The organism is Dellaglioa sp. CoH-57-MRSF-19, from assembly GCF_056781975.1.
This window is the reverse complement of record NZ_JBXAXW010000009.1, coordinates 1-19,898: the sequence shown is the minus strand read 5'-3', so window position 1 is coordinate 19,898 and position 19,898 is coordinate 1. Positions and strand designations below refer to the sequence as shown.

Sequence of the window (19,898 nt, the reverse complement as noted above, 5' to 3'; positions counted from 1 at the left end):
GGACATACAAAAATCCCTCCATGATTATCGGATGAAATTATATTATTTCATCTGACAACCATAAAGGGATTATTACATCACTCAATCTGAAGTTGTTGGAACCTTTTTAAGTTTTTCTTTAAGTCGCAATAAAAAATTTTAAGAATACTTGTGCAATACTAAAATAAATTAACACAGAAGTTAAATCACTCAATGTCGAAATAAATGGCCCTGATGCAACTGCTGGATCAACACCAATTTTATCCATTAAAATTGGTATAAAACTACCCGCTAAATTTGCCACCGTAATAGCGCACATCATTGCAAGTCCTATCACCATCCCGAGAACAAAGTTACCCTTCCAGAGTCCGACAATTAAAGTGACGGAAATACCCGTTACAACCCCAATTACTAATCCAGTGAAAACTTCACTTATAATTAGTCTAAGCACACTTTGTTCATTGTCATCTTTTACAGCTAGGCGTCGAACAGCAACAGCTAAACTTTGTGTTCCGGCATTACCGGCCGTTCCTGTAATCAATGAAATGAAGACAGCTAAAATACTTGCTTCACTCAGTAACCCTTCAAAATGACTAACTAAACTTGCCGTTGACATACCTAAAAATAATAACGTTATCAACCATGGCAAACGTTTTGATGCTGCTTTAAATGGATTTTCTGTTTGATCTTCAGTATCGACACCGGCCAAACCAGAGTAATCCTCAGCCGATTCTTCATCAATAACATCAATAATATCATCAACAGTAATCACACCAATTAATTGTTCATCATAATTTGTAACTGGCATTGCTAAAAAGTTATAATCCCGAATCATCTTGGCAACGTCTGCTTGATCGTCATCAGCTTTAACAGACATAACTGGTGTCGTCATGATATCTCCAATTAACGCCTTCTCATTACTCATTAATAAATTACGTAATGTTACAATCCCCATCAAACGCTGATCATTATTAATAACATAATCATAGTAAATTGTTTCCGCATCACTTGCTTCTTCTCTTAAAGTACGCATTGCAGAACTCACTGTTTGATCTGAGGTTATTGAGGCAAAATCAGTTGACATAATAGCACCAGCTGTCTTATCTTCATAATGCAGCAGACTTTTTATTTCATAGGCCTTATCTTTATCCATCAGACCTAAATATCTCGCTAATTTATGCTGATCCAGTTGTCCCAACAGGTCAACCTCATTATCAGTGTACATATTATCTAATAACTCAGCCACATACTTTAGAGACATTTCATCAAAATATTTAACAACATCTTCCGGATCATCTTCAGCGGCATCAAATGTGTCACTCAATTCCTTAGGCGTCAGGTACTGATACACCTTTTGGCGTTGCTCTTTATTAAGCACTGAAAAAATCTCAGCTTGCTCATAAACATGCAAATCTGTAAATTCATTGTGAAAATTATATTGTTGATTCTTTTCAAGCGAATCAATAATTTCTTCAGTTTTTATTTGGTTATATTTTTCTGTATCCACCATGATGAATACCTCGTTTATTTTTTATTTATAAATTTTTGCATATCCGATGCAAGGTGACTCTGAACATTTATCTGTTCATGTGTAAATGGTTGATAAAACTCAATTTCACTACAGTGTAGCGCTTGGCGTTGCATTGGCATAATTATATGCCCACCATACAATGTATCACCAACTAAGGGATGCCCTGTGGATGCAAAATGAACACGAATTTGATGTGTTCTCCCCGTATGTAATTGGATTTTATATTGACTAATACCTTTTACAGATTTCTCTAACCAATACTCAGTTAAAGCTACTTGACTACCTTCCCCATGGCCAACCTGCCTCTTAATGAATGATTCTGGATCACGCATAATTGGCTCATCAATTGTCCCATGCGGAGTTTCAATCTGTCCTTCGACAAATGCTGTATAGTACTTTTTAATTAGATGATTTTGTAACTGTTGATCCAATAAAGCGTGAGCAAATCGATGTTTAGCAAACAATACTAACCCACTCGTATCACGATCAAGTCGCGTCGCAATATGTGGAATAAAATCATTTAAATGTCGATTTTGATAATAGCCTGCGACACGATTAATCAAGGTATCCTCCGGATGTAAATATGAAGGAATTGAGGCAACATGTGCTGGTTTATTAATAATTAAAAAATCGCGATCTTCAAAAACGATATCAATTGGTACAAACGATTTTTTTAATTCATTTTTATTTTTCTCAGCTGGTAGAACAATACTCACTTTATCATTTGTTTGAATGAAGTCAATTGCCCACTGCTCGTTATCGTTGACTAATAGCTTACCACCACAATACTTAAGCGTTGCAAGTAATCGCCTAGATACACCTTCATTTTTCAGAAAAGTCTTCACTTTTTGAGGAGACGTCCCTGTATACTGCCAATCAATCTGCATAATCACTACCAATAAACGCCTCATTTACACGTTTCCAGAAATTATTATGTCGATATTTGGCAAAACAAATGTGTTCCTTCGCTATTTTATATTTAATTGCCTTAATTTGCCGATTATGATAGATTTCTTGGTCTATACTAAAAACAAAGTCACTGCTTTGTGTTGGTTTCAGTGTAATCCAATCATTTGAAGCCACAATAACTGGTGAGCTTAGCGTCCTAAACACACGATTGTTAATAGACGCAATTTCTGCCATTTGTATTGACTCGAGTTCGGGATGAATAACCGCTCCACCAACCGATTTATTATAGGCAGTAGATCCAGTAGGCGTAGAAATGCACAAACCATCTCCACGAAACTTTTCAAATAACTGATCACCAATATAAACATCCGTTACCATTGTATTGTTAATCCTTTTTAAGGTTGATTCATTTAATGCAAGAAATCTTTCTGATTCTGCATCAAAATAATCAACTTTAACATCTAATAATGGATAATTAATTGATTGTTTATTATCTGATTGGAGACTAGTAACTAAATCTGAAATTTCATCATCTCGCCAATCCGTATAAAAACCTAAATGCCCTGTATGTACGCCAACAAATCTAATGTTTTCAAGGTTATCTTGGTAATGTTTGAAAGCAGAAAGCAAAGTTCCATCCCCACCAACCGTAATCACAATTTCAGGATGACTATTATCAATTACGATATGTGCATCCGTTAGTTTTTGATACAGTTCTTTACCAACTTTTTGCGATTTTTCCCCATCATTTTCGAAAATAGCAACTTTCATTCGTAACCCTCTTTTCCTGACGCCCATGATACCTAATGTTTATTTTTTGTTTAAACCCTTACCATAAAATAAATGCTGCGCTTCTTGAATCTCTTCTCTAATTTCGGACATTTCAGTGTCTAATTTAAACGCAGCCTCTGCTGCCCGTTCGAGCCGTGCATTTAATTGGCTAGGAAATTCTCCTTGATATTTATAATTTAAAGAGTGCTCAATCGTTGCCCAAAAATTCATAGCTAACGTGCGAATTTGAATTTCAACAAGTACATTTTTTTCTCCATTTATCATTTGAACCGGGTACTTAAGTACAATATGATATGAGCGATAACCGCTCGCTTTTTTATTAGTAATGTAGTCACGTTCTTCTACAACGGTCATATCATTTCGAGAACGTAATAAGTCAACAACCTGATAAATATCATCAACAAATTGGCACATAATGCGAATACCCGCAATATCTTGCATGTCAGTTTCTAAACGTTCTTCAGAAATTTGACGTCGTTCAATTTTCTCTAAAATACTATCAACTGATTTAACCCGACTTGTCACAAATTCAATTGGCGAATGTTGACCAATACCCGTGAACTGTTTTCTTAAACCACGCATTTTTATTTTCATTTCTGAAACGGCCTGTTCATAGGGTCTAAAGAAATATTTCCAATCTTCTACCATTTTATCACTCTATTCTATTATTCAATTTACTCATCTCATTTTAGCATAAATTAGTGATTCAGTTCCGAATTAACCTCACAATGTTACCAAATCTTTCAAAAAACAAGTAATTTTAATAATATCTGTTATTAATTAAGTGTTAATAATTGAAAAAAAAAAAAAATTTGGTAAAGTGGTAATAGTTATTAAAACAGAAATGAAATCAAACCCCACACGATTTTAAATCTAATCACTATAATTGGAGGAGTACTCTTGCTAGAAATTTATTTATTTGTCAACCCATTAGGTACAAAATGCTTCAAATCTGAACAAAAGGTTTTAGACTTTATTCGTCTATCTCCCCAAAAAATCTCATTCCAATTTGTACCCATGTTAAACATCCAAACAGTGCACAATGTCATGATTGAAAAAAATCTTGATACACGTAACTTAGCGCTTCGAAATGTGTTATCTGGGTCAATTTACCAAGCCGCTTTAGATTATAAAGCAGCTCTTTTTCAAGGAAAAAAACGTGGACGTGATTTCTTAATGGCAATTCAAGCGGCTTTAGTTCAAGATAGCACTTGTTACTCAGAAGAGCTCATTCAACGAGTTGCTAAAGAAGTTAACTTAAACTGGGAAATGTTTAATGAAGATAGACATTCAGTGTTAGCAAAAAAATCATTTAAAAATGATCAAAAAATTGCCAATGATATGAACGTTACAATGCATCCCACAATCGTCATTAATAATATTGATGGTCTAGACTGTGGTGTATCCTTCCCAGATGCTGATTTAGTAGATATTTCGAAAGTTTGTGCTGGTGATTTTAATATTCAAAATGACTTACATCAAGCAATTAACCCTCAAAACCAACTATACGTTTTATAAAATAAAAATACGTAGCTTAGTTTTTTAACTAAGTTACGTATTTTTTATTTCTCTAAGATTTGAGGTAATAATGCCTCTAATTCATTCAATCTTGCTTCAAATACAGCAAATGCGTTAACTAGATATGCTGACTTAGTCATATCTACACCTGCTTTTTTCATGACATCAACTGGAAAATCTGAACTCCCAGCTTTCAAATAATTCAAATAGTTTTCTAATGCATCAGGTTTTCCACTAGTGATTCCCTCAGATAAAGTGGTTGCAGCAGCAAACCCTGTTGCATATTGATAGACATAATAATTATAATAAAAATGCGGAATTCTTGACCATTCCATTGCAATTTCTGGATCACGTTCTAAACTCTCTCCATAATATTTTTGATTTAAATCAGCATAGTATTTAGACAGTTTATCAGCCGTTAGTGGGTTTCCAACCGCGTCTTCCTCATGAATCCAATGTTCAAATTCTGCAAATTGTGTTTGACGGAAGATAGTTCCTTTAAACCCGTCTAAATAATAATTAAGTAAAAATGCCCTAACCTTAGGATCTGTTTGAGTCTTTAATAAATAATGTGTTAACGTATTTTCATTAGTTGTTGACGCAATTTCTGCTAAAAAAATTGGATAATCACCATACAAATAAGGCTGATTATGATGCGTATAGTAACTATGAATACTATGTCCCATTTCATGTACCAATGTATAAAGATTATTTACATTATTTTGCCAGTTTAATAACATATATGGTGCTGTATCATACATACCTGATGAATAGGCACCACTTCTTTTACCTTGATTTTCAACAACATCAATCCAACGGTTATCAAATGCCTCTTGAACATGACTTAGATAATCAGGTCCCATTTTATCTAAGGCTTTTAATGCCTCACTTTTCGCTTCATCATACGTGTAACTTAGTGCGGGTTCGCCTGTTATTGGTGTATATAAATCGTATGAATGTAATTTTTCAACTTTTAAAATTTTCTTACGTAATGCAACATAACGGTGTAACAACGGTAAATTCTTATTAACCTGCTCAATTAGTGTATTGTAGACAACTTCAGGTATCTGATTATTTGATAATGACGCATCTCTGGCACTTTTATAATGTCGAACTTGTGCACTATAGTTATGAACTTTAACATGGCTTGAAAGTGTTGAAGCTAGTGTGTTTTGAAATTGACCATAGACTTCATATAATTTTTTAAAGGCCTGTTCTCTAACACTTCTAGAAGTTGATTCTAGAAGGACCCCATAAATACCTTGTGATAATTGAACATCATTACCTTGTTCGTCTTGAACAACTGGAAATTTCAAATCAGCATTGTTCAGTATTTCAAACGTTTTAGAAGAGGCGCTAAATATATCCCCTGCTCCAGCTAAGAGCGTTTCTTCAGCATGCGAAAGGACATGATCCTTCTCCAATAATAAACTATCAAAAAAATGACGATAGCCTTTTAAATCAGGATTATCAGACATAAATTGCTTTAAAGTATCCTCTGGTATCGCAATAATTTCAGGTTCAAACCAAGAAATAGCAGCCGATACCTTAGCTGCCAAGGCGCCAGCCCTTGAATTTAAAGCTTGATATGTTGAATTTTCTGTATCTTGATCATTTTTTAAATTCGCATACACGTATACTTTTTCGAGCATCCGTTCAAGCGCCAAAATAGCTTCTAATCCACGTAACATTGTTGTACTATCTTGACTCAATGTACCTTTAAAGTTAGCGATAGTTACTACAGATTCTTCAATTTTTTTGTAATCCTCTTCAAATAATGAATCTGAACCATATATTTTTTCTACATCCCACGTTAAATTTTCTGGTACCTCTTCACGCTTTGGTAATTGCTTAGCTACTGTCATAAAAAGCCTCCGAATATCGTTTATTTACTCCTATAAGATAACATATTTTTAATCAAAATTTGAAATAAATGTATGCCTCAACTGTAAATTTTCCATTTTTAGCGATATATCACTGGACCATACAATCTGATTGTCAATTCGATAATTTTCGGATTCTTTAATTGGTATTAAAATATGATTTTTAATTAAACCCTTAATATATGCATTATTAACTTGTTTAATTGCTAGATGACCAACAAGTGGCATTTCAAAAAGAGTTTTTGTGATTTTTTGTTGCAGGTTAAATAATAACTCAAGCTCTTTTTTCGAAATAACATCAGTGGTATATTTTTGCAAATCTAAAATAACTCGAATTCTCCAAAAAAAGTCATCATGTCGATAGATTGGCGGAAGACGCGTCTGACTCAAGCAATATATCGGAAATCCCATAAAATAATATCGCTGCATGTAGCAAAAATCAATCTGTTGCTTTAAATAATGATTCAAATAATAACAATTTTTCTCTAACTTAGTCAATTGACGGAACAAGTCTGCTGGTGACAAATTCAAAGTTTTATTCCTACAATTATTTTTGATAAATACCATTAAGTCTGTTACATCATTAAATACTTTTGTGCAGTAACGAATACCATATAAATTTTCAAACCATAATTCATAATTTAAAATTAAACACTGTCGCTCAGTATCGATAAATACTAAGAAATAACCAATATTTTTATGGAAATTTATAAACATTGCTTGTTGTTGTGTTAATTTTTTATTTAAACGATGTTTCATCCCTAGAATCCAAAAAATACGATACCCATTTTGTTTATAACCGTCAGTCCTTTTGTTAAAATCTTTTAGCGTCAACGGACTGCATTGGTACTCTACGACTAACTGGCTATTTTTTAAATTTATTAAAACATCCGGTCGTTGCTTTAGTTTAGGCAAATATTGCTCAATATCTGCTCTTTTATGTCTTTTTTCTGCCCACATTTTAATTAAATTTTTCCCTGTGACATGTATTTTCGTTTCACCTTCTGAAAAAAAATGACATGACTTTTTAAAATGAGCAAAATGAGCTTGTTTTTGCGGGCCTTCTTTAAAGACAACACGCTCTCCGCAACCAGGACAAAAATATTTATTGTTTTGCTTAAAATTTATTGCGCATACCAACTCATCTACGTGTTCTTGTTTTGCAAATATCATTCAAATTACCCCTTGTTACAATTTAAATACGCAAAAAAACAAACTAACCTTTTTCGATTAGTTTGTTTATTTAAAGTATCTTCTTGCCTCAGAGAGTGCGTCAGATGACATAATCTTTTTACCACGTTCTTCCATAAATGGTCCTGTCGATGAGACAACCTGTGCATACTCTAATGCGACAGCTATATCATTTTCGATTGTTTCTTTTGTTGTATTATCTTTATCAAAAATTAGTTCTAAAAAATATTTATTTTGGACTTTAAATAAATTGCTTTGTGTATTTGTTGGTCTAAAAATTTTAGCTAATTGAATAAAATCTTCGAAGTCCCCAAATTCAAACATTCTTGTTTGAGCAGATTTTTTATAACCCGATCCAACAGTATCTTGTGAGTCATTGTCACTGTCTTCAAGCTCAGCTAATCTATCTTTTATAAAGCTTCCTAGATCATCATTCTCAGATAAATCAGAAATGTTTATTTCTTTCGGATTTTGCGTCTCGTCTGGCTTTCCACGACTGATAAATAACTCCAAGCCATCTCGATTAGGTAATACCTGGAAGGTAACTGCTTCATTATTTTCAAATTCATGTTCCGTGTCTACTTCGCGTAAAATACTATAAAAGAAATCTTCAATTTGAGTTCTATTACCTAATAAATCTAAAACAGTAATACCTCTTTTAGATAAATCTTCATCTTCAACTAAAACACGAATTGTATTTTCATTTATTTTTTCCATTTTCATTACTAATCACCCATCTTTCTGATAACTTGACCTTAATTCTATCTAAAATTTACTATTTGTAAAGTAGTTTAAACTAAATAAAAAAAATTCAGGAATGCGTCTTCCTGAATTTTACCATGTTACCTTATTAAAAACTAATGTTTCAATATTATTTAATTTTAAATTAATTAAAATCCAGCAAGTAATTGTGCCTTTTGTAATTCTAAAGCACGTACATCCCTTGGTAAGAAGCGACGAATTTCGTCTTCGTTATATCCAACCTGTAATCGTTTTTCATCTAGAATAATAGGACGACGTAATAAACCAGGATTATCTTGAATTAATGAGAATAATTCTTGAAGTGGTAAATCGTCTAAGTCCATATCTAGTTCCTGATAAACTTTTGAGCGTTTAGAAATAACTTCTTCTGTTCCATTTTCAGTCATTTGCAAAATTGTTTTAATTTCATCAATGTTGAGAGGCTCAGAAAAAATATTACGTTCTTGGAATGGAATATTATTTTCCTTAAGCCATGCACGTGCTTTTCGACAAGATGTACAACTTGGTGAAGTATATAAAGTTACCATATGCGCTCTCTCCTTTTAATAAAAAATTTATCAATTCCTATAAAACAATTGTAACTTATTATCAAACAAATTACTACCATTTTATTAAAAAAATTTACTAATTAATATTTTTACTAATAATACATTTAATTCATTTGTGTTCATTATTAAATGATTAAATGACATCATTTTTGATATTGTTTTTTATATTTCGAGTATGATATTACATATATTTTATAGTTATTATTATTTATTGAATGAAAAATAATTTGCTATCTCAATTATTTAATATACTTTACACTCGATATATACTTACTAAAAGTACGTAACACGCACTTAATCGTTTATTTGCAACAATCTTATCATTATTTTATTTTTCAAAAAAAAGATACATATTGTTAAAAAAATTTAACAATATGTATCCGATTACAAAATTAGTTCTAAATATTTTTTTGCGAGTATTATATCGATATTATTGCCAGCTGATAATTCAGCTTGTTCTTTTAATAATTCGTGGGAACCATTTGCTGGTAAATGCGTTAAAATTAATCTTTTAGCATTATTTAAACGAGCAAACTTTCCAGACTCGGTAGATGTCATATGCCATTTTTTGCCAATTTTATCATCAAAAAAGTTTGTATCGGTCATTAATATATCTGCATTTTGACTAATTTCATTTAATTTTTCGTCATACGCCGTATCAGCTGTAAAAACAAAGACCTTCCCAGTTGCCCGTTCCGTTATTCTCATAGCATATGTAGGCACTGGGTGAATTGTTTCTAAAAATTCAAAAGTAAAAGGCCCAATGTCTATAACTTCTTTATTCTTATATCCTATTCCAATTGTCGCATTTGCCCAAGTTAATTTTGCTAATGCTTCTTGATCAATAGATGGCCCATAAATAGGAAGTGGTTGCTTCACTTGTTCACCGTTAATCTGCCAGCTATACTGTAAAACGCCGACATCTGCGATATGATCCTGATGATAATGTGATAAAACAACTGCATCTAACTTCAAGGAATCTAGTTTAGGTTCTAGACTAAGCATTGCTCCACTTCCACAGTCCAACAATAAATTAAAACCATTACTCTGAATTAAATATGAACTAGTTCCAACTGTATGGGCAGGATAACCCCCATAGAATCCTAAAATTGTCAACTTCATTTTTAATTGTCCTTCCTGTTACTTTTGACTCTATTATACCTTTTTTTGGGCTATACTTAATAATGAATTAAAGTAAATGGGAGATGTATCTTTGTTAAATCATATAAACACAGCATTAGGCGCTGAATATTTTTTAAAGTCTATAATTCGAAATAATCCATCCCGATCATTTATTCTACTTAATCCAATTAATAAGTACAATAATTCTTACTTATTAGACACATCAGATGATAATTCTATTTTCTACTCTGGATTAGACTTCCGTGTTCGATATCATGTAGGAATGGATTCATGGCAAGGTTTTTATCATTTTAAATATATTACTTTGAGCGATGAAGAAAGTAAAGTTTACTTAGCTCAAGTACAAACTTTTATTAATGAACAAACAAAACCAACTGGTATCATTTCTTTTTACACATTACAGTCTTTATCTAAAGGTTATAATTATGTTTTTTTAACAATTTGGAAGCAACAATCTGATTTTATTAATTGGCGTAAAACGTCAAATTATAAACAGTTAAAGTACTATGAAAGTGAGTTTCAAATTACTCCCATAGACGCAGTGTATTCTGTTAATGAATTAATTAATATAAAAGATTAATCCAATTAGTTAAAAACAATCCGTATTCCACAAACGATATTAATAGCTAATTAATGACTCAAACAAGTCATTAATTAGCTATTTTTTTACAATAGTTATTCCCCAAAAATGTTTAATTTCCAACCAAAAAATAGCCTAAAAAGTTTTCTAACTTTTAGGCTATTAATCATTTAACCGTTCTTAAACTCTGTTATTTATTATCCGATTCAACACTCTCACGGTAATTAAAAATAAGCCTAAATACATCACATAGAAGGTCCCCCAGAAGAAAATGAGAACATTTAGGTTAGGTTGATCAAATAATGCGACATAAATATTAAAAGTAAATATTGCTTCTATCGATCCTAAAATAACCGGAATTAAAAATAAACTGGCTGTTTGCTGATAAATAATTCGCTTAATCTCTTTTTTGGTCACACCTAGACTTTGCATTAGTGAATAAGTTTTTTGATTTTGTCTAAGATCTATCATTTGTTGTAACATTAAAATACTACAAGTTGCTAATACTAAAATAATACTAATAAAACATGCTATATAAATATAAAACCCATCTAATTCGTTAACATTTTTTTCAACTTGATTTCTCACACCCAAATTTCGATAATGGTAGTTTGACTTAATTTGATTAGAAAATTTATAACGGACATTCGATAATGTTGTCCCTGTCTGCTGCAAATAGGTCTGTTCTTTAGATTGATTATCTAATTTATGTCCGAAATCATTTTTAGATTGTGCAAATTCCTGATAATTTTTAATATTAATAGCTGTAAGTCCATATTTTGTGTTGCTATCAACACGTTTGTAGACACTATCTTTAACAATTAACAAATTTTGAATGTAATGTATTTCACCATACGGAAACGTACTTAAGTATGTTTTTATCTTTAATTTGTTCATTGATTTTTGCTTAAATTGAATGAGCTGGTTATCATCATTAATTTGATATCTTGCTAACTTGTGTAAAATCATAACTGTCTCATTCGATTTAATCTTAATCGGTTCTAAATCATCTTGAATTTTACGCGCATGATTATAATCTGTTTCTGACATTATTGTAATTGGCACAATTTTAGCTTCACTTTGATTATTTGCTTTTAATTGAACACTTGTTTTCATCGGTACAATTTTAAGATGTCCACTTACTTGCTGTTTCACTATTAAATTGTTTTGTTTTAATACTTTTTTTACAGTTTTTAAATGATAATCGTCCGTAATAAAATGAGCTGGTGCCACTTGATCAATTGTTTTTTGGGAATATGAATACAACGTAGCCACTCCAATAAATACAGATAAAGAGAACATTATTAATAAAGTCATTAAACTTAAGATGACCTTATTTTGTCTTAAACTGACTTTTAAATTAGAAAAAGCAAGTAGCCTACCACCCCGATACATAAAATGTCGCCATTTTTGTATCATACTTATCATTATCGGCACCAAATAATTAAAAATCAAAAGAGTCCCTAAGATAATCATAATTGCAATAATCAATACTGCTAAAAAATAATCATTTTTACGTAACCAAACATTAAAAATAGGTCCCAAATTTTCAAAATTTACTGCCATAAATAAAGGTACAATAATAAAAAAGATACTAATGATAGCCATAAATCGTTTAAATGGTCCAAATTTTTCGACACTGGCATTATCACTATTTTTAAACAATGAAACTAATTGTTTACGATAAATAACACTTGCATTAACAGTTGACATCATTAAAAAGATAACGTTAAAGATAACTATTGTACTAATTAAACTATGCCAAGATATAATAATATTGGTATCTGCCACAATAAACATAGCCCTCAACAAAATCATAGCAAATAATTTAGAAAAGATCGCACCAACCACTAAACCAATCAGTAATGCTATATTACCTAGAATTAAATTTTCAATAAATAGCATTGTCGCAATTTCTTTTTTTTTCACTCCAAGAAGATGGTAAACAGCAATTTCTTTTTCTCGCCGTTTCGCCACAAAAAGATTAGTGTACATCATGAAACAAGCAATAAAAATCAAAATTAAAAAACTACTAATACGTAAAGTAACAGAAATTGGTAACTCTACGCGCGCATTTTGTGTTAACTCTTTGTTAATTGACATTGACAAAAATGAAAAATAAACTGTAACTGCTATCGCACTAGCAATAATGTAAATTAAATAATCCCATAAACTGCGCCAAATACTTTTAAAAACAATATTCACTAGTGGTTTCATTGCTTTCCCCCACCAATAGCTGCTTGCATATCAATTATTTTTTGGAAAAATTCTTTTCTAGAGCCATCTCGCCTAATTTCGGCAAAGATATTCCCATCTTTAATAAAAATAATTCTTTTACAATAACTAGCTGTAAATGCATCATGAGTTACCATCATGAGCGTCATCTTTTGCTTTTCATTCACGTCTGTTAAATACTTCAATAGTTCCGTAGCTGCTTTTGAATCTAGACTTCCTGTCGGTTCATCTGCGAATAACATTTTGGGTGCCGTTATAATAGCTCGTGCAACTGCAACCCTCTGCTGTTGACCAATTGAAATTTCATTTGGAAAATGTTTTAAAATATTATTTAAATTTAAAATATTAGCAATATTAGCAAGTTTTGCCTCAATTATTTCTACATTTACTTTATCCAATGCTAAGGGCAAAATTATATTTTCCTTGATAGTCAACGAATTAAGTAAATTAAAATCTTGAAAAATAAACCCTAACTGTTGTCTTCTAAACTCAGACAATTTTTTTTCATTATATTGTGTTATATCCTGGTTATCTATTCTAACATGTCCAAAAGTTGGCTTATCAATAGTCGACATCATATTTAATAACGTCGTTTTTCCTGCACCAGATGGTCCCATAATACCAACAAATTCTCCTGAATCAATTACAAACGAAATATTATCAATTGCAGTCGATCTATTAAACTTCATTCCATAAATTTTTTTAACGTGATCTACTTCAATAAATGTCATAATTTCATTTCTCCTATTACCAAGTATTATCCTATATATAGGATAATTACGCCAATATTTATTTACGCTTTTTATCTATTTGAATTTAATGCTAAAAACCGGTATTGTAGGGTAAATAGTTCTTACTTTAAAGAGGTGATAATATGTTTAGTATAATGATTGTTGAAGATGATAAAACAATTGCCAACATTACTGCAGATAGTCTAGCAAAATGGCGATTCAACCCTATTTTAATTAATAATTTTAGTGAAATTGATCTTGAATTCATTGAAAAAAAACCACATTTAGTTTTATTAGACATTAATTTACCCGATTTTGATGGCTTTTACTGGTGTAAAAAAATCCGTGAAATATCAAATGTACCAATTATATTTATCTCAAGCCGAAATACCAATATGGATATGGTTATGGCAATGAATATGGGTGGCGATGACTTCGTAAATAAACCTTACTCAATGGAAGTTTTAGTTGCAAAAATTTCTGCATTATTACGACGCACTTACAATTACGCAGAAATGGGACCAGAAACACTCGAGCATAATGGCCTTTTTTTGAATTTACAAAATGGAACTGCAAAATTTAACGATAAAATTATTGATTTATCAAAAAATGAGTACCAGTTACTGCAATATTTAATGCGTCAGACAGGGAAAATTGTTAGCCGTGAAAAATTACTTCGAGAACTCTGGGAAGACGAACATTTTGTTGATGACAATACGTTAACCGTTAATATTAATCGCGTTCGTAAAAAAATAGCACAAGCTGGATTACCCAATTTTATCGAGACAAAGGTAGGACAAGGTTATCTTATCCCTTAGGAGACACTAATGACATTTTTTAAGTACATTTCAGATAGAATTACAACAATCATCTTTTTCCTTCTAGTTATTCTCTTAATTAATCTTGTATTGTGGTTTGATCCATTCCATAACATTGTTTTATCTACATTATTATATATAGATATTCTGGTAGTTATTATATCAAGTATTTTTGTTGTAACACGTTACTGGATTAATCATCAATGGTACCAAAAATTTAAATTACCAATTGATCCAGCAACAGCAGATTTATTGATTCCTATTAATGGTGCACATTCCAATGAACAACGTTTATATCAGGGTTATGTTAATGCCCTATTAAACAATCATCAAATACAAATAAATAATATCTTGTCTAAACAACAAGAACAAGAGGATTTTTTAAATGCTTGGATTCATGATATTAAAGTTCCCTTAGCTGCTATTCAGTTACTAATTGAAACATCTGATGGCAAGCTATCTGAAAAACAAGTCATGCAAACTGAAATTGAATTAAAAAACATTGAAAATTTTGTTGAACAAGTGATTTATTATTCTCGTTTAGATAGCTTTTCAAATGATTATTTAATTCAAGATGATTCACTAAAAAAAGTAGTTAATCTTGTCATTCGGGATAATATGAACTTATTTTTTTCAAAACATATTCGTTTCGTTTTTAACAGTACAGATATTTCCGTTCTAACTGATTCAAAATGGCTACGTTTTATCTTAAATCAAGTGATTACCAATTCATTAAAATACACACCAAATAATGGTGAAATCGTTATTTCTCTTAAAGATACTGAAAAAGAAACGATATTAGCCATTAAAGATAATGGCATTGGTATCCCGAACGCAGATTTAGCTCGCGTTTTTGACAAAGGATTTACCGGGAATAACGGGCGTCAATTCAACCAAAATGCAACCGGATTAGGCCTTTATTTAGCAAATCAACTAAGTCAAAAATTAGGTCACCAATTAGAAATTGAATCTCCAAAAAATGAAGGTACTACAGTTAAAATTATATTTCCTAAACTTTCTTATTATAATGATGAAATGGGCGAAATTCTTCGCTAGGAGGGTCTATCATGTTATCAGAAATTGAACTCGGTTTTACAAATATTAAAGATATTGATCCTAATATTATTGTAGATTTACGCTATGCTACAAAAGACAACTTTACTAACCAAATTATTTATGACTTTTCTACAGCAATCGCTAGAACAGGAACAGCTAAGAAACTTGGTATCGCAAGTCAATTACTCAAAACTCAAGGCTATCGTTTAAAAATTTGGGACGCCTACAGACCAGTCTCTGCTCAAAAAAAATTATTTGACGTTTATCCCGATCCTAATTTTGTAGCGAAGCCAAATCCTAATTTCAGTCATCAAAAAGGCGTGACATTTGATTTAACTATCTGTGATATGGATGGCCACGAGCTTAACATGCAAAGTGAATTTGACGACTTTTCAGAACGAGCTGGAAGAAATTATAAACGAACACCTCAACAACAAATAAATTACGATATACTAAATAACGCTATGATAACTGCTGGTTTTATCGGATATTCTGAAGAATGGTGGGACTATAGAGATTCTGATATGAATGACTATTCACCACTTATCGCGAATCCAAATGATTATTAAAAAAACTTGTCACAACACCTTACATACAAGGTATTGTGACAAGTTTTTTATCTTAACAATTTATCCCAGAGAATAACTTCACCCGCAATTAATGATTTTTGAACATCAATAATTCTTTGATTTGAGCTACCTCTAAATTGCAAAGTTAAATCTTTTTTTGGTAATTCGAATCGACCGTCGACTAAAATATCAATCTTTGAAAGTAATTCAAGTTTATCATCAGATTCAAGCATTAATTCATCCCATGTATAACCAGTCCAAGACCAGATATCTTTCGTCCATCCATAAGTATCATGAATACGATTCACTAAGCTTAAACAAACCTGCGTGTTAACAAAAGGCTCTCCGCCTAATAAAGTTAATCCTTGGCAATAGTCTTCGCTTAAATCAGTTATTATTTGATCTTCAAGCTCTTTTGTATATGGTGTCCCATATCTAAAATTTTGCGCTGCCTTATTATAACAACCCGGACAAGCAAATAAACAGCCACTAACGTATAAACTACAACGAACCCCTTCACCATCAACAAAATTAAATGGTTTATAAGATGCAATATACTGTTGGCTTAACTCACTGGCAATCCATTCTTTAGGTTTCGGATTTCGTGGTGCTTTAACTCTCTTTTGTCGTTCCATCATCAACCATTCCTAAAGTCATATTTTTAACACGAGAAGCAATTTCTTTATGACGTCCATGAACCATCGGACGTTGCTGTGGATTACCTAAGTATCCACATGTCCTTTTAACAACATCACATGTTTTTGGATCATGATTTTGACATTTAGGGCATTCAAATCCTCGTTCAGTTGGGTTAAATTCACCATCAAAACCACATTTATAACAATGATCAATAGGGGTATTAGTTCCTAAATAGCCGATTTTATCATAAGCCCAATCCCAGACTGCTTCTAAAGCCTTAGGATTTTGACGTAAATTTGGGTATTCACAGTAATGAATAAATCCACCTGATGCATATTTAGGATATTCCATTTCAAACGACAATTTTTCAAACGGAGTTGGATTTTTCCTAACGTCATAATGAAAACTATTTGTATAATATTCCTTTTCTGTAACATCTTTAATTTCACCAAATTTTTCAGTGTCTAATACACAGAAACGATCTGTTAAGGATTCACTAGGAGTTGAATAAACACTAAAATGATAATCGTATTCATCTGACCAATCTGTACAATACTCCTTGAGGCGTTTAACGATGTCAATCGTAAAATTATGCGCCTTTTCATTTTTTTCCCAATTAGGTCCAAAAAAAACAGTTCCAACTTCATATAGTCCAATATAACCTAATGAGACCGTAGCGCGACGATTCTTGAATAAATCATCAACATCTCCGTCTGCTTTTAACCTTTCGCCAAAAGCACCATGTTGATATAGAATGGGTGCATTCTCTGGGATAGCTTCCTTGACACGGTTAACTTTAAAGACTAATGCCTCTTTACAAACCTGCATCCTCTCTTTAAAGATATCCCAAAATAAATCAATATTACCTTCGGATTCCAAAGCAATTCGTGGTAAATTAACTGTAACAACGCCTAAATTCATACGCCCAGAATTGACTTCATTACCATTTTTATCTTTCCATCCTTGCAGAAAGCTACGACAGCCCATAGGTACCTTGAAACTGCCCGTAAGCTCTTTTATCTTGTCATACATTAATATGTCAGGGTACATTCTCTTCGTAGCACAATCAACAGCTAAGGCCTTAATATCGTAGTTAGGGTCCCCATGTTTAAAGTTTAAATCCTTTTTTATTGTAAATACTAATTTAGGAAATATTGCCGTACGATGCTCACGACCTAATCCTTTTATTCTAATTTTTAAAATTGAGATTTGAATTTCTCGTTCAATCCAACTTTCACCCAACCCAAAACCTAACGTAGTAAACGGCGTCTGTCCTTGCGAAGAGAATAAAGTATTGATTTCATACTCTAATCCTTGCATGGCATCATAAATATCTTTGCTTGTTTTAAGTTTAGCAAATTCTATCTGTTTTATTGGATTCCCAATCCATACTTTTGCATCTATTAAATGCTTCTTATAATTTAATTCAGCAAATGGCGCTAGTAACTCATCCACCCTATCTGCAGAACAACCACCATACTGACTTGAGGCTACATTAGCAATAATTTGTGCCATTTGCGCAGTTGCGGTCTGAATTGAATGAGGACTTTCAACTTCAGCATTTCCTATTTTAAATCCATTTGTTAACATCTCTTTAAAATCAATCAGACAGCAGTTAGTCATAGGACTCCAGGGTGTGTAATCTAAATCATGATAATGAATTGAACCACGTAAATGTGCTTTAGCTAGTGATTCAGGCATTAATTTTAATCCCAAAGTTTTACCCACTGTCCCAGCCGTCAAATCACGTTGTGTATTGAATACATTGCTATCCTTATTAGCATTTTCATGAACAATTGTATCATCTTTATTTAATAATTTATCCAAACGACCAGCTGGATCAGTTTGCTCTTTCCACAATTTTTCATCATTTATTCTATATTCCTGAAAGCTATCCAATGCATCACGGTAGCCTAATTCACGATATGTAGCTATAACTAAGCCATACATCGTTTGGGCATTAATTTTTTGATAATTACTTAATTTATGTAATAGTAATTCCTGATAGCTTTCTTGATTTTTTTTACTATTTAATCGACGCAAAGTACTACTTAAAACTTTACGTAATGCAAAATCAACTTTTCGACCATCACGCTTTTCAAATATGTCAGGCACTTGCATATCTAACTTTACCTCTACTTTTTTCATAAGTGACCTTCCTTTTCTTACAGCAATAAATATATGTTACTTGATTATCCTCTTAAAAACAACAATATATAGTGTACAACAATATATACTATCTATATATTGTTGTACACTATGATTTACTATCAAGATGTTTGAAATGTAATTAAAAAGTTAGACGTATATATATCAGTTAAAAAATTATTATATGATTTCAATACCAGAATATTTTATACACTTAAAAATTTATACCAAAAAAACTCTAATTATTAAGTGATTAGAATTTTCATACTATTATCCACCAACAACAGTTGACGAAGAGCCAAAAAAGTTCAACAAAAGCTCAACTTTCTATAATTTCGTATTATTCTTCATAATTTAGCGTACAAAAAAAGCCCAATCAATGGGCTTTCATGTTTTCTAATACTCTCTATAATACTTAATAATACCGGTGATCGGGGTCGAACCGATACTCCATTGCTGGAACTGGATTTTGAGTCCAGCGCGTCTGCCAATTCCGCCACACCGGCATAACTCGTGTAAGGCGGTAACCGGATTTGAACCGGTGATGAAGGTTTTGCAGACCTCTGCCTTACCACTTGGCTATACCGCCATATTAATTATTACTTGATATAACCTTATAAAAGGCGACATGTGGGAATCGAACCCACGCGTGCCGGAGCCACAATCCGGTGCGTTAACCACTTCGCCAATATCGCCAAAACAAAAAATGGCAGGGGTAGTAGGAATTGAACCCACACTGACGGTTTTGGAGACCGTAGTTCTACCTTTAAACTATACCCCTATAAAAAATGGAAGAGAGTGGATTCGAACCACCGAACCCGAAGGAGCGGATTTACAGTCCGCCGCGTTTAGCCTCTTCGCTACTC

The 19,898-nt window shown here is 32.1% G+C and carries 18 protein-coding genes and 4 tRNA genes; 5 read left to right on the top strand and 17 right to left on the bottom strand.

Annotated elements, in window-relative coordinates:
- Positions 1 to 118: 118 nt before the first annotated feature.
- Genes mgtE through yjbM form a run of 4 tightly spaced genes read right to left on the bottom strand, consistent with a single transcriptional unit; the run spans position 119 to position 3,859 of the window.
- The gene (gene mgtE, locus AC1RO3_RS07615; protein ID WP_481761981.1) at positions 119 to 1,486 is read right to left on the bottom strand and encodes a magnesium transporter; all 1,368 of its coding nucleotides are present in this window, start codon (positions 1,484 to 1,486) and stop codon (positions 119 to 121) included.
- A 17-nt stretch (positions 1,487 to 1,503) separates the two neighbouring features.
- Positions 1,504 to 2,397 (bottom strand): RluA family pseudouridine synthase, encoded by an 894-nt coding sequence (locus tag AC1RO3_RS07610; protein ID WP_481761982.1) that lies wholly within the window; start codon positions 2,395 to 2,397, stop codon positions 1,504 to 1,506.
- Positions 2,387 to 3,190 (bottom strand): NAD kinase, encoded by an 804-nt coding sequence (locus tag AC1RO3_RS07605; protein ID WP_481761966.1) that lies wholly within the window; start codon positions 3,188 to 3,190, stop codon positions 2,387 to 2,389. The genes AC1RO3_RS07610 and AC1RO3_RS07605 overlap by 11 nt, the downstream gene beginning before the upstream one ends.
- A 39-nt stretch (positions 3,191 to 3,229) precedes the next feature.
- Positions 3,230 to 3,859 carry a GTP diphosphokinase gene (gene yjbM / locus AC1RO3_RS07600; RefSeq protein WP_481761967.1) on the bottom strand — a complete coding sequence of 210 codons (630 nt, stop codon included), beginning with the start codon at positions 3,857 to 3,859 and terminating at the stop codon, positions 3,230 to 3,232.
- 252 nt (positions 3,860 to 4,111) lie between these two features.
- Here yjbM and AC1RO3_RS07595 point away from each other — a divergent pair, with 252 nt between their 5' ends.
- Complete coding sequence (locus tag AC1RO3_RS07595) at positions 4,112 to 4,729, top strand: DsbA family protein (RefSeq protein WP_481761968.1); 618 nt, start codon at positions 4,112 to 4,114, stop codon at positions 4,727 to 4,729.
- A gap of 44 nt (positions 4,730 to 4,773) precedes the next feature.
- Here AC1RO3_RS07595 and pepF read toward each other — a convergent pair whose 3' ends face one another.
- The 5 genes from pepF to AC1RO3_RS07570 all read right to left on the bottom strand — a co-directional run bounded on the left by pepF (position 4,774) and on the right by AC1RO3_RS07570 (position 10,235).
- Positions 4,774 to 6,594 (bottom strand): oligoendopeptidase F, encoded by a 1,821-nt coding sequence (gene pepF, locus AC1RO3_RS07590; RefSeq protein WP_481761969.1) that lies wholly within the window; start codon positions 6,592 to 6,594, stop codon positions 4,774 to 4,776.
- A gap of 48 nt (positions 6,595 to 6,642) precedes the next feature.
- Positions 6,643 to 7,785 carry a competence protein CoiA gene (locus tag AC1RO3_RS07585; protein ID WP_481761970.1) on the bottom strand — a complete coding sequence of 381 codons (1,143 nt, stop codon included), beginning with the start codon at positions 7,783 to 7,785 and terminating at the stop codon, positions 6,643 to 6,645.
- 66 nt (positions 7,786 to 7,851) lie between these two features.
- Positions 7,852 to 8,520 (bottom strand): adaptor protein MecA, encoded by a 669-nt coding sequence (locus AC1RO3_RS07580; RefSeq protein ID WP_481762654.1) that lies wholly within the window; start codon positions 8,518 to 8,520, stop codon positions 7,852 to 7,854.
- A 173-nt stretch (positions 8,521 to 8,693) separates the two neighbouring features.
- Positions 8,694 to 9,092, bottom strand: a complete 399-nt coding sequence (gene spxA, locus AC1RO3_RS07575; RefSeq protein ID WP_481761972.1) for a transcriptional regulator SpxA — start codon at positions 9,090 to 9,092, stop codon at positions 8,694 to 8,696.
- Between the two features lie 405 nt (positions 9,093 to 9,497).
- Complete coding sequence (locus tag AC1RO3_RS07570; protein WP_481761973.1) at positions 9,498 to 10,235, bottom strand: MBL fold metallo-hydrolase; 738 nt, start codon at positions 10,233 to 10,235, stop codon at positions 9,498 to 9,500.
- A gap of 91 nt (positions 10,236 to 10,326) precedes the next feature.
- On the opposite strand from AC1RO3_RS07570, the gene AC1RO3_RS07565 reads away from it, so the two are divergent.
- Positions 10,327 to 10,836 (top strand): antibiotic biosynthesis monooxygenase, encoded by a 510-nt coding sequence (locus tag AC1RO3_RS07565; protein WP_481761974.1) that lies wholly within the window; start codon positions 10,327 to 10,329, stop codon positions 10,834 to 10,836.
- Positions 10,837 to 11,016: 180 nt separating this feature from the next.
- On the opposite strand, the gene AC1RO3_RS07560 is transcribed toward AC1RO3_RS07565, so the two are convergent.
- Together AC1RO3_RS07560 and AC1RO3_RS07555 are read right to left on the bottom strand one after the other, a co-directional pair.
- On the bottom strand, positions 11,017 to 13,053 hold the full coding sequence (locus tag AC1RO3_RS07560) for an ABC transporter permease (RefSeq protein ID WP_481761975.1): 2,037 nt from the start codon (positions 13,051 to 13,053) through the stop codon (positions 11,017 to 11,019).
- Positions 13,050 to 13,805: an ABC transporter ATP-binding protein gene (locus AC1RO3_RS07555; protein WP_481761983.1), complete on the bottom strand. Its 756-nt coding sequence runs from the start codon at positions 13,803 to 13,805 to the stop codon at positions 13,050 to 13,052. The genes AC1RO3_RS07560 and AC1RO3_RS07555 overlap by 4 nt, the downstream gene beginning before the upstream one ends.
- 140 nt (positions 13,806 to 13,945) lie before the next feature.
- Here AC1RO3_RS07555 and AC1RO3_RS07550 point away from each other — a divergent pair, with 140 nt between their 5' ends.
- Genes AC1RO3_RS07550 through AC1RO3_RS07540 form a run of 3 tightly spaced genes read left to right on the top strand, consistent with a single transcriptional unit; the run spans position 13,946 to position 16,245 of the window.
- On the top strand, positions 13,946 to 14,620 hold the full coding sequence (locus tag AC1RO3_RS07550; protein ID WP_481761976.1) for a response regulator transcription factor: 675 nt from the start codon (positions 13,946 to 13,948) through the stop codon (positions 14,618 to 14,620).
- Between the two features lie 9 nt (positions 14,621 to 14,629).
- Positions 14,630 to 15,676, top strand: a complete 1,047-nt coding sequence (locus tag AC1RO3_RS07545) for a sensor histidine kinase (protein ID WP_481761977.1) — start codon at positions 14,630 to 14,632, stop codon at positions 15,674 to 15,676.
- Between the two features lie 11 nt (positions 15,677 to 15,687).
- A complete protein-coding gene (locus AC1RO3_RS07540; RefSeq protein ID WP_481761978.1) occupies positions 15,688 to 16,245 on the top strand; it encodes a M15 family metallopeptidase in 558 nt (185 codons plus the stop codon).
- A gap of 47 nt (positions 16,246 to 16,292) precedes the next feature.
- Here AC1RO3_RS07540 and nrdG read toward each other — a convergent pair whose 3' ends face one another.
- The 6 genes from nrdG to AC1RO3_RS07510 form a co-directional block, all read right to left on the bottom strand.
- Positions 16,293 to 16,883 carry an anaerobic ribonucleoside-triphosphate reductase activating protein gene (gene nrdG / locus AC1RO3_RS07535; protein ID WP_481761979.1) on the bottom strand — a complete coding sequence of 197 codons (591 nt, stop codon included), beginning with the start codon at positions 16,881 to 16,883 and terminating at the stop codon, positions 16,293 to 16,295.
- On the bottom strand, positions 16,858 to 19,032 hold the full coding sequence (gene nrdD, locus AC1RO3_RS07530) for an anaerobic ribonucleoside-triphosphate reductase (protein WP_481761980.1): 2,175 nt from the start codon (positions 19,030 to 19,032) through the stop codon (positions 16,858 to 16,860). Before nrdD ends, nrdG begins: the two co-directional genes overlap by 26 nt.
- A gap of 422 nt (positions 19,033 to 19,454) precedes the next feature.
- Positions 19,455 to 19,538, bottom strand: a tRNA-Leu gene (locus AC1RO3_RS07525).
- 12 nt (positions 19,539 to 19,550) lie between these two features.
- A tRNA-Cys gene (locus tag AC1RO3_RS07520) sits at positions 19,551 to 19,621 on the bottom strand.
- 33 nt (positions 19,622 to 19,654) lie between these two features.
- A tRNA-His gene (locus AC1RO3_RS07515) sits at positions 19,655 to 19,727 on the bottom strand.
- 12 nt (positions 19,728 to 19,739) lie between these two features.
- Positions 19,740 to 19,813, bottom strand: a tRNA-Trp gene (locus AC1RO3_RS07510).
- Positions 19,814 to 19,898 lie beyond the last annotated feature (85 nt).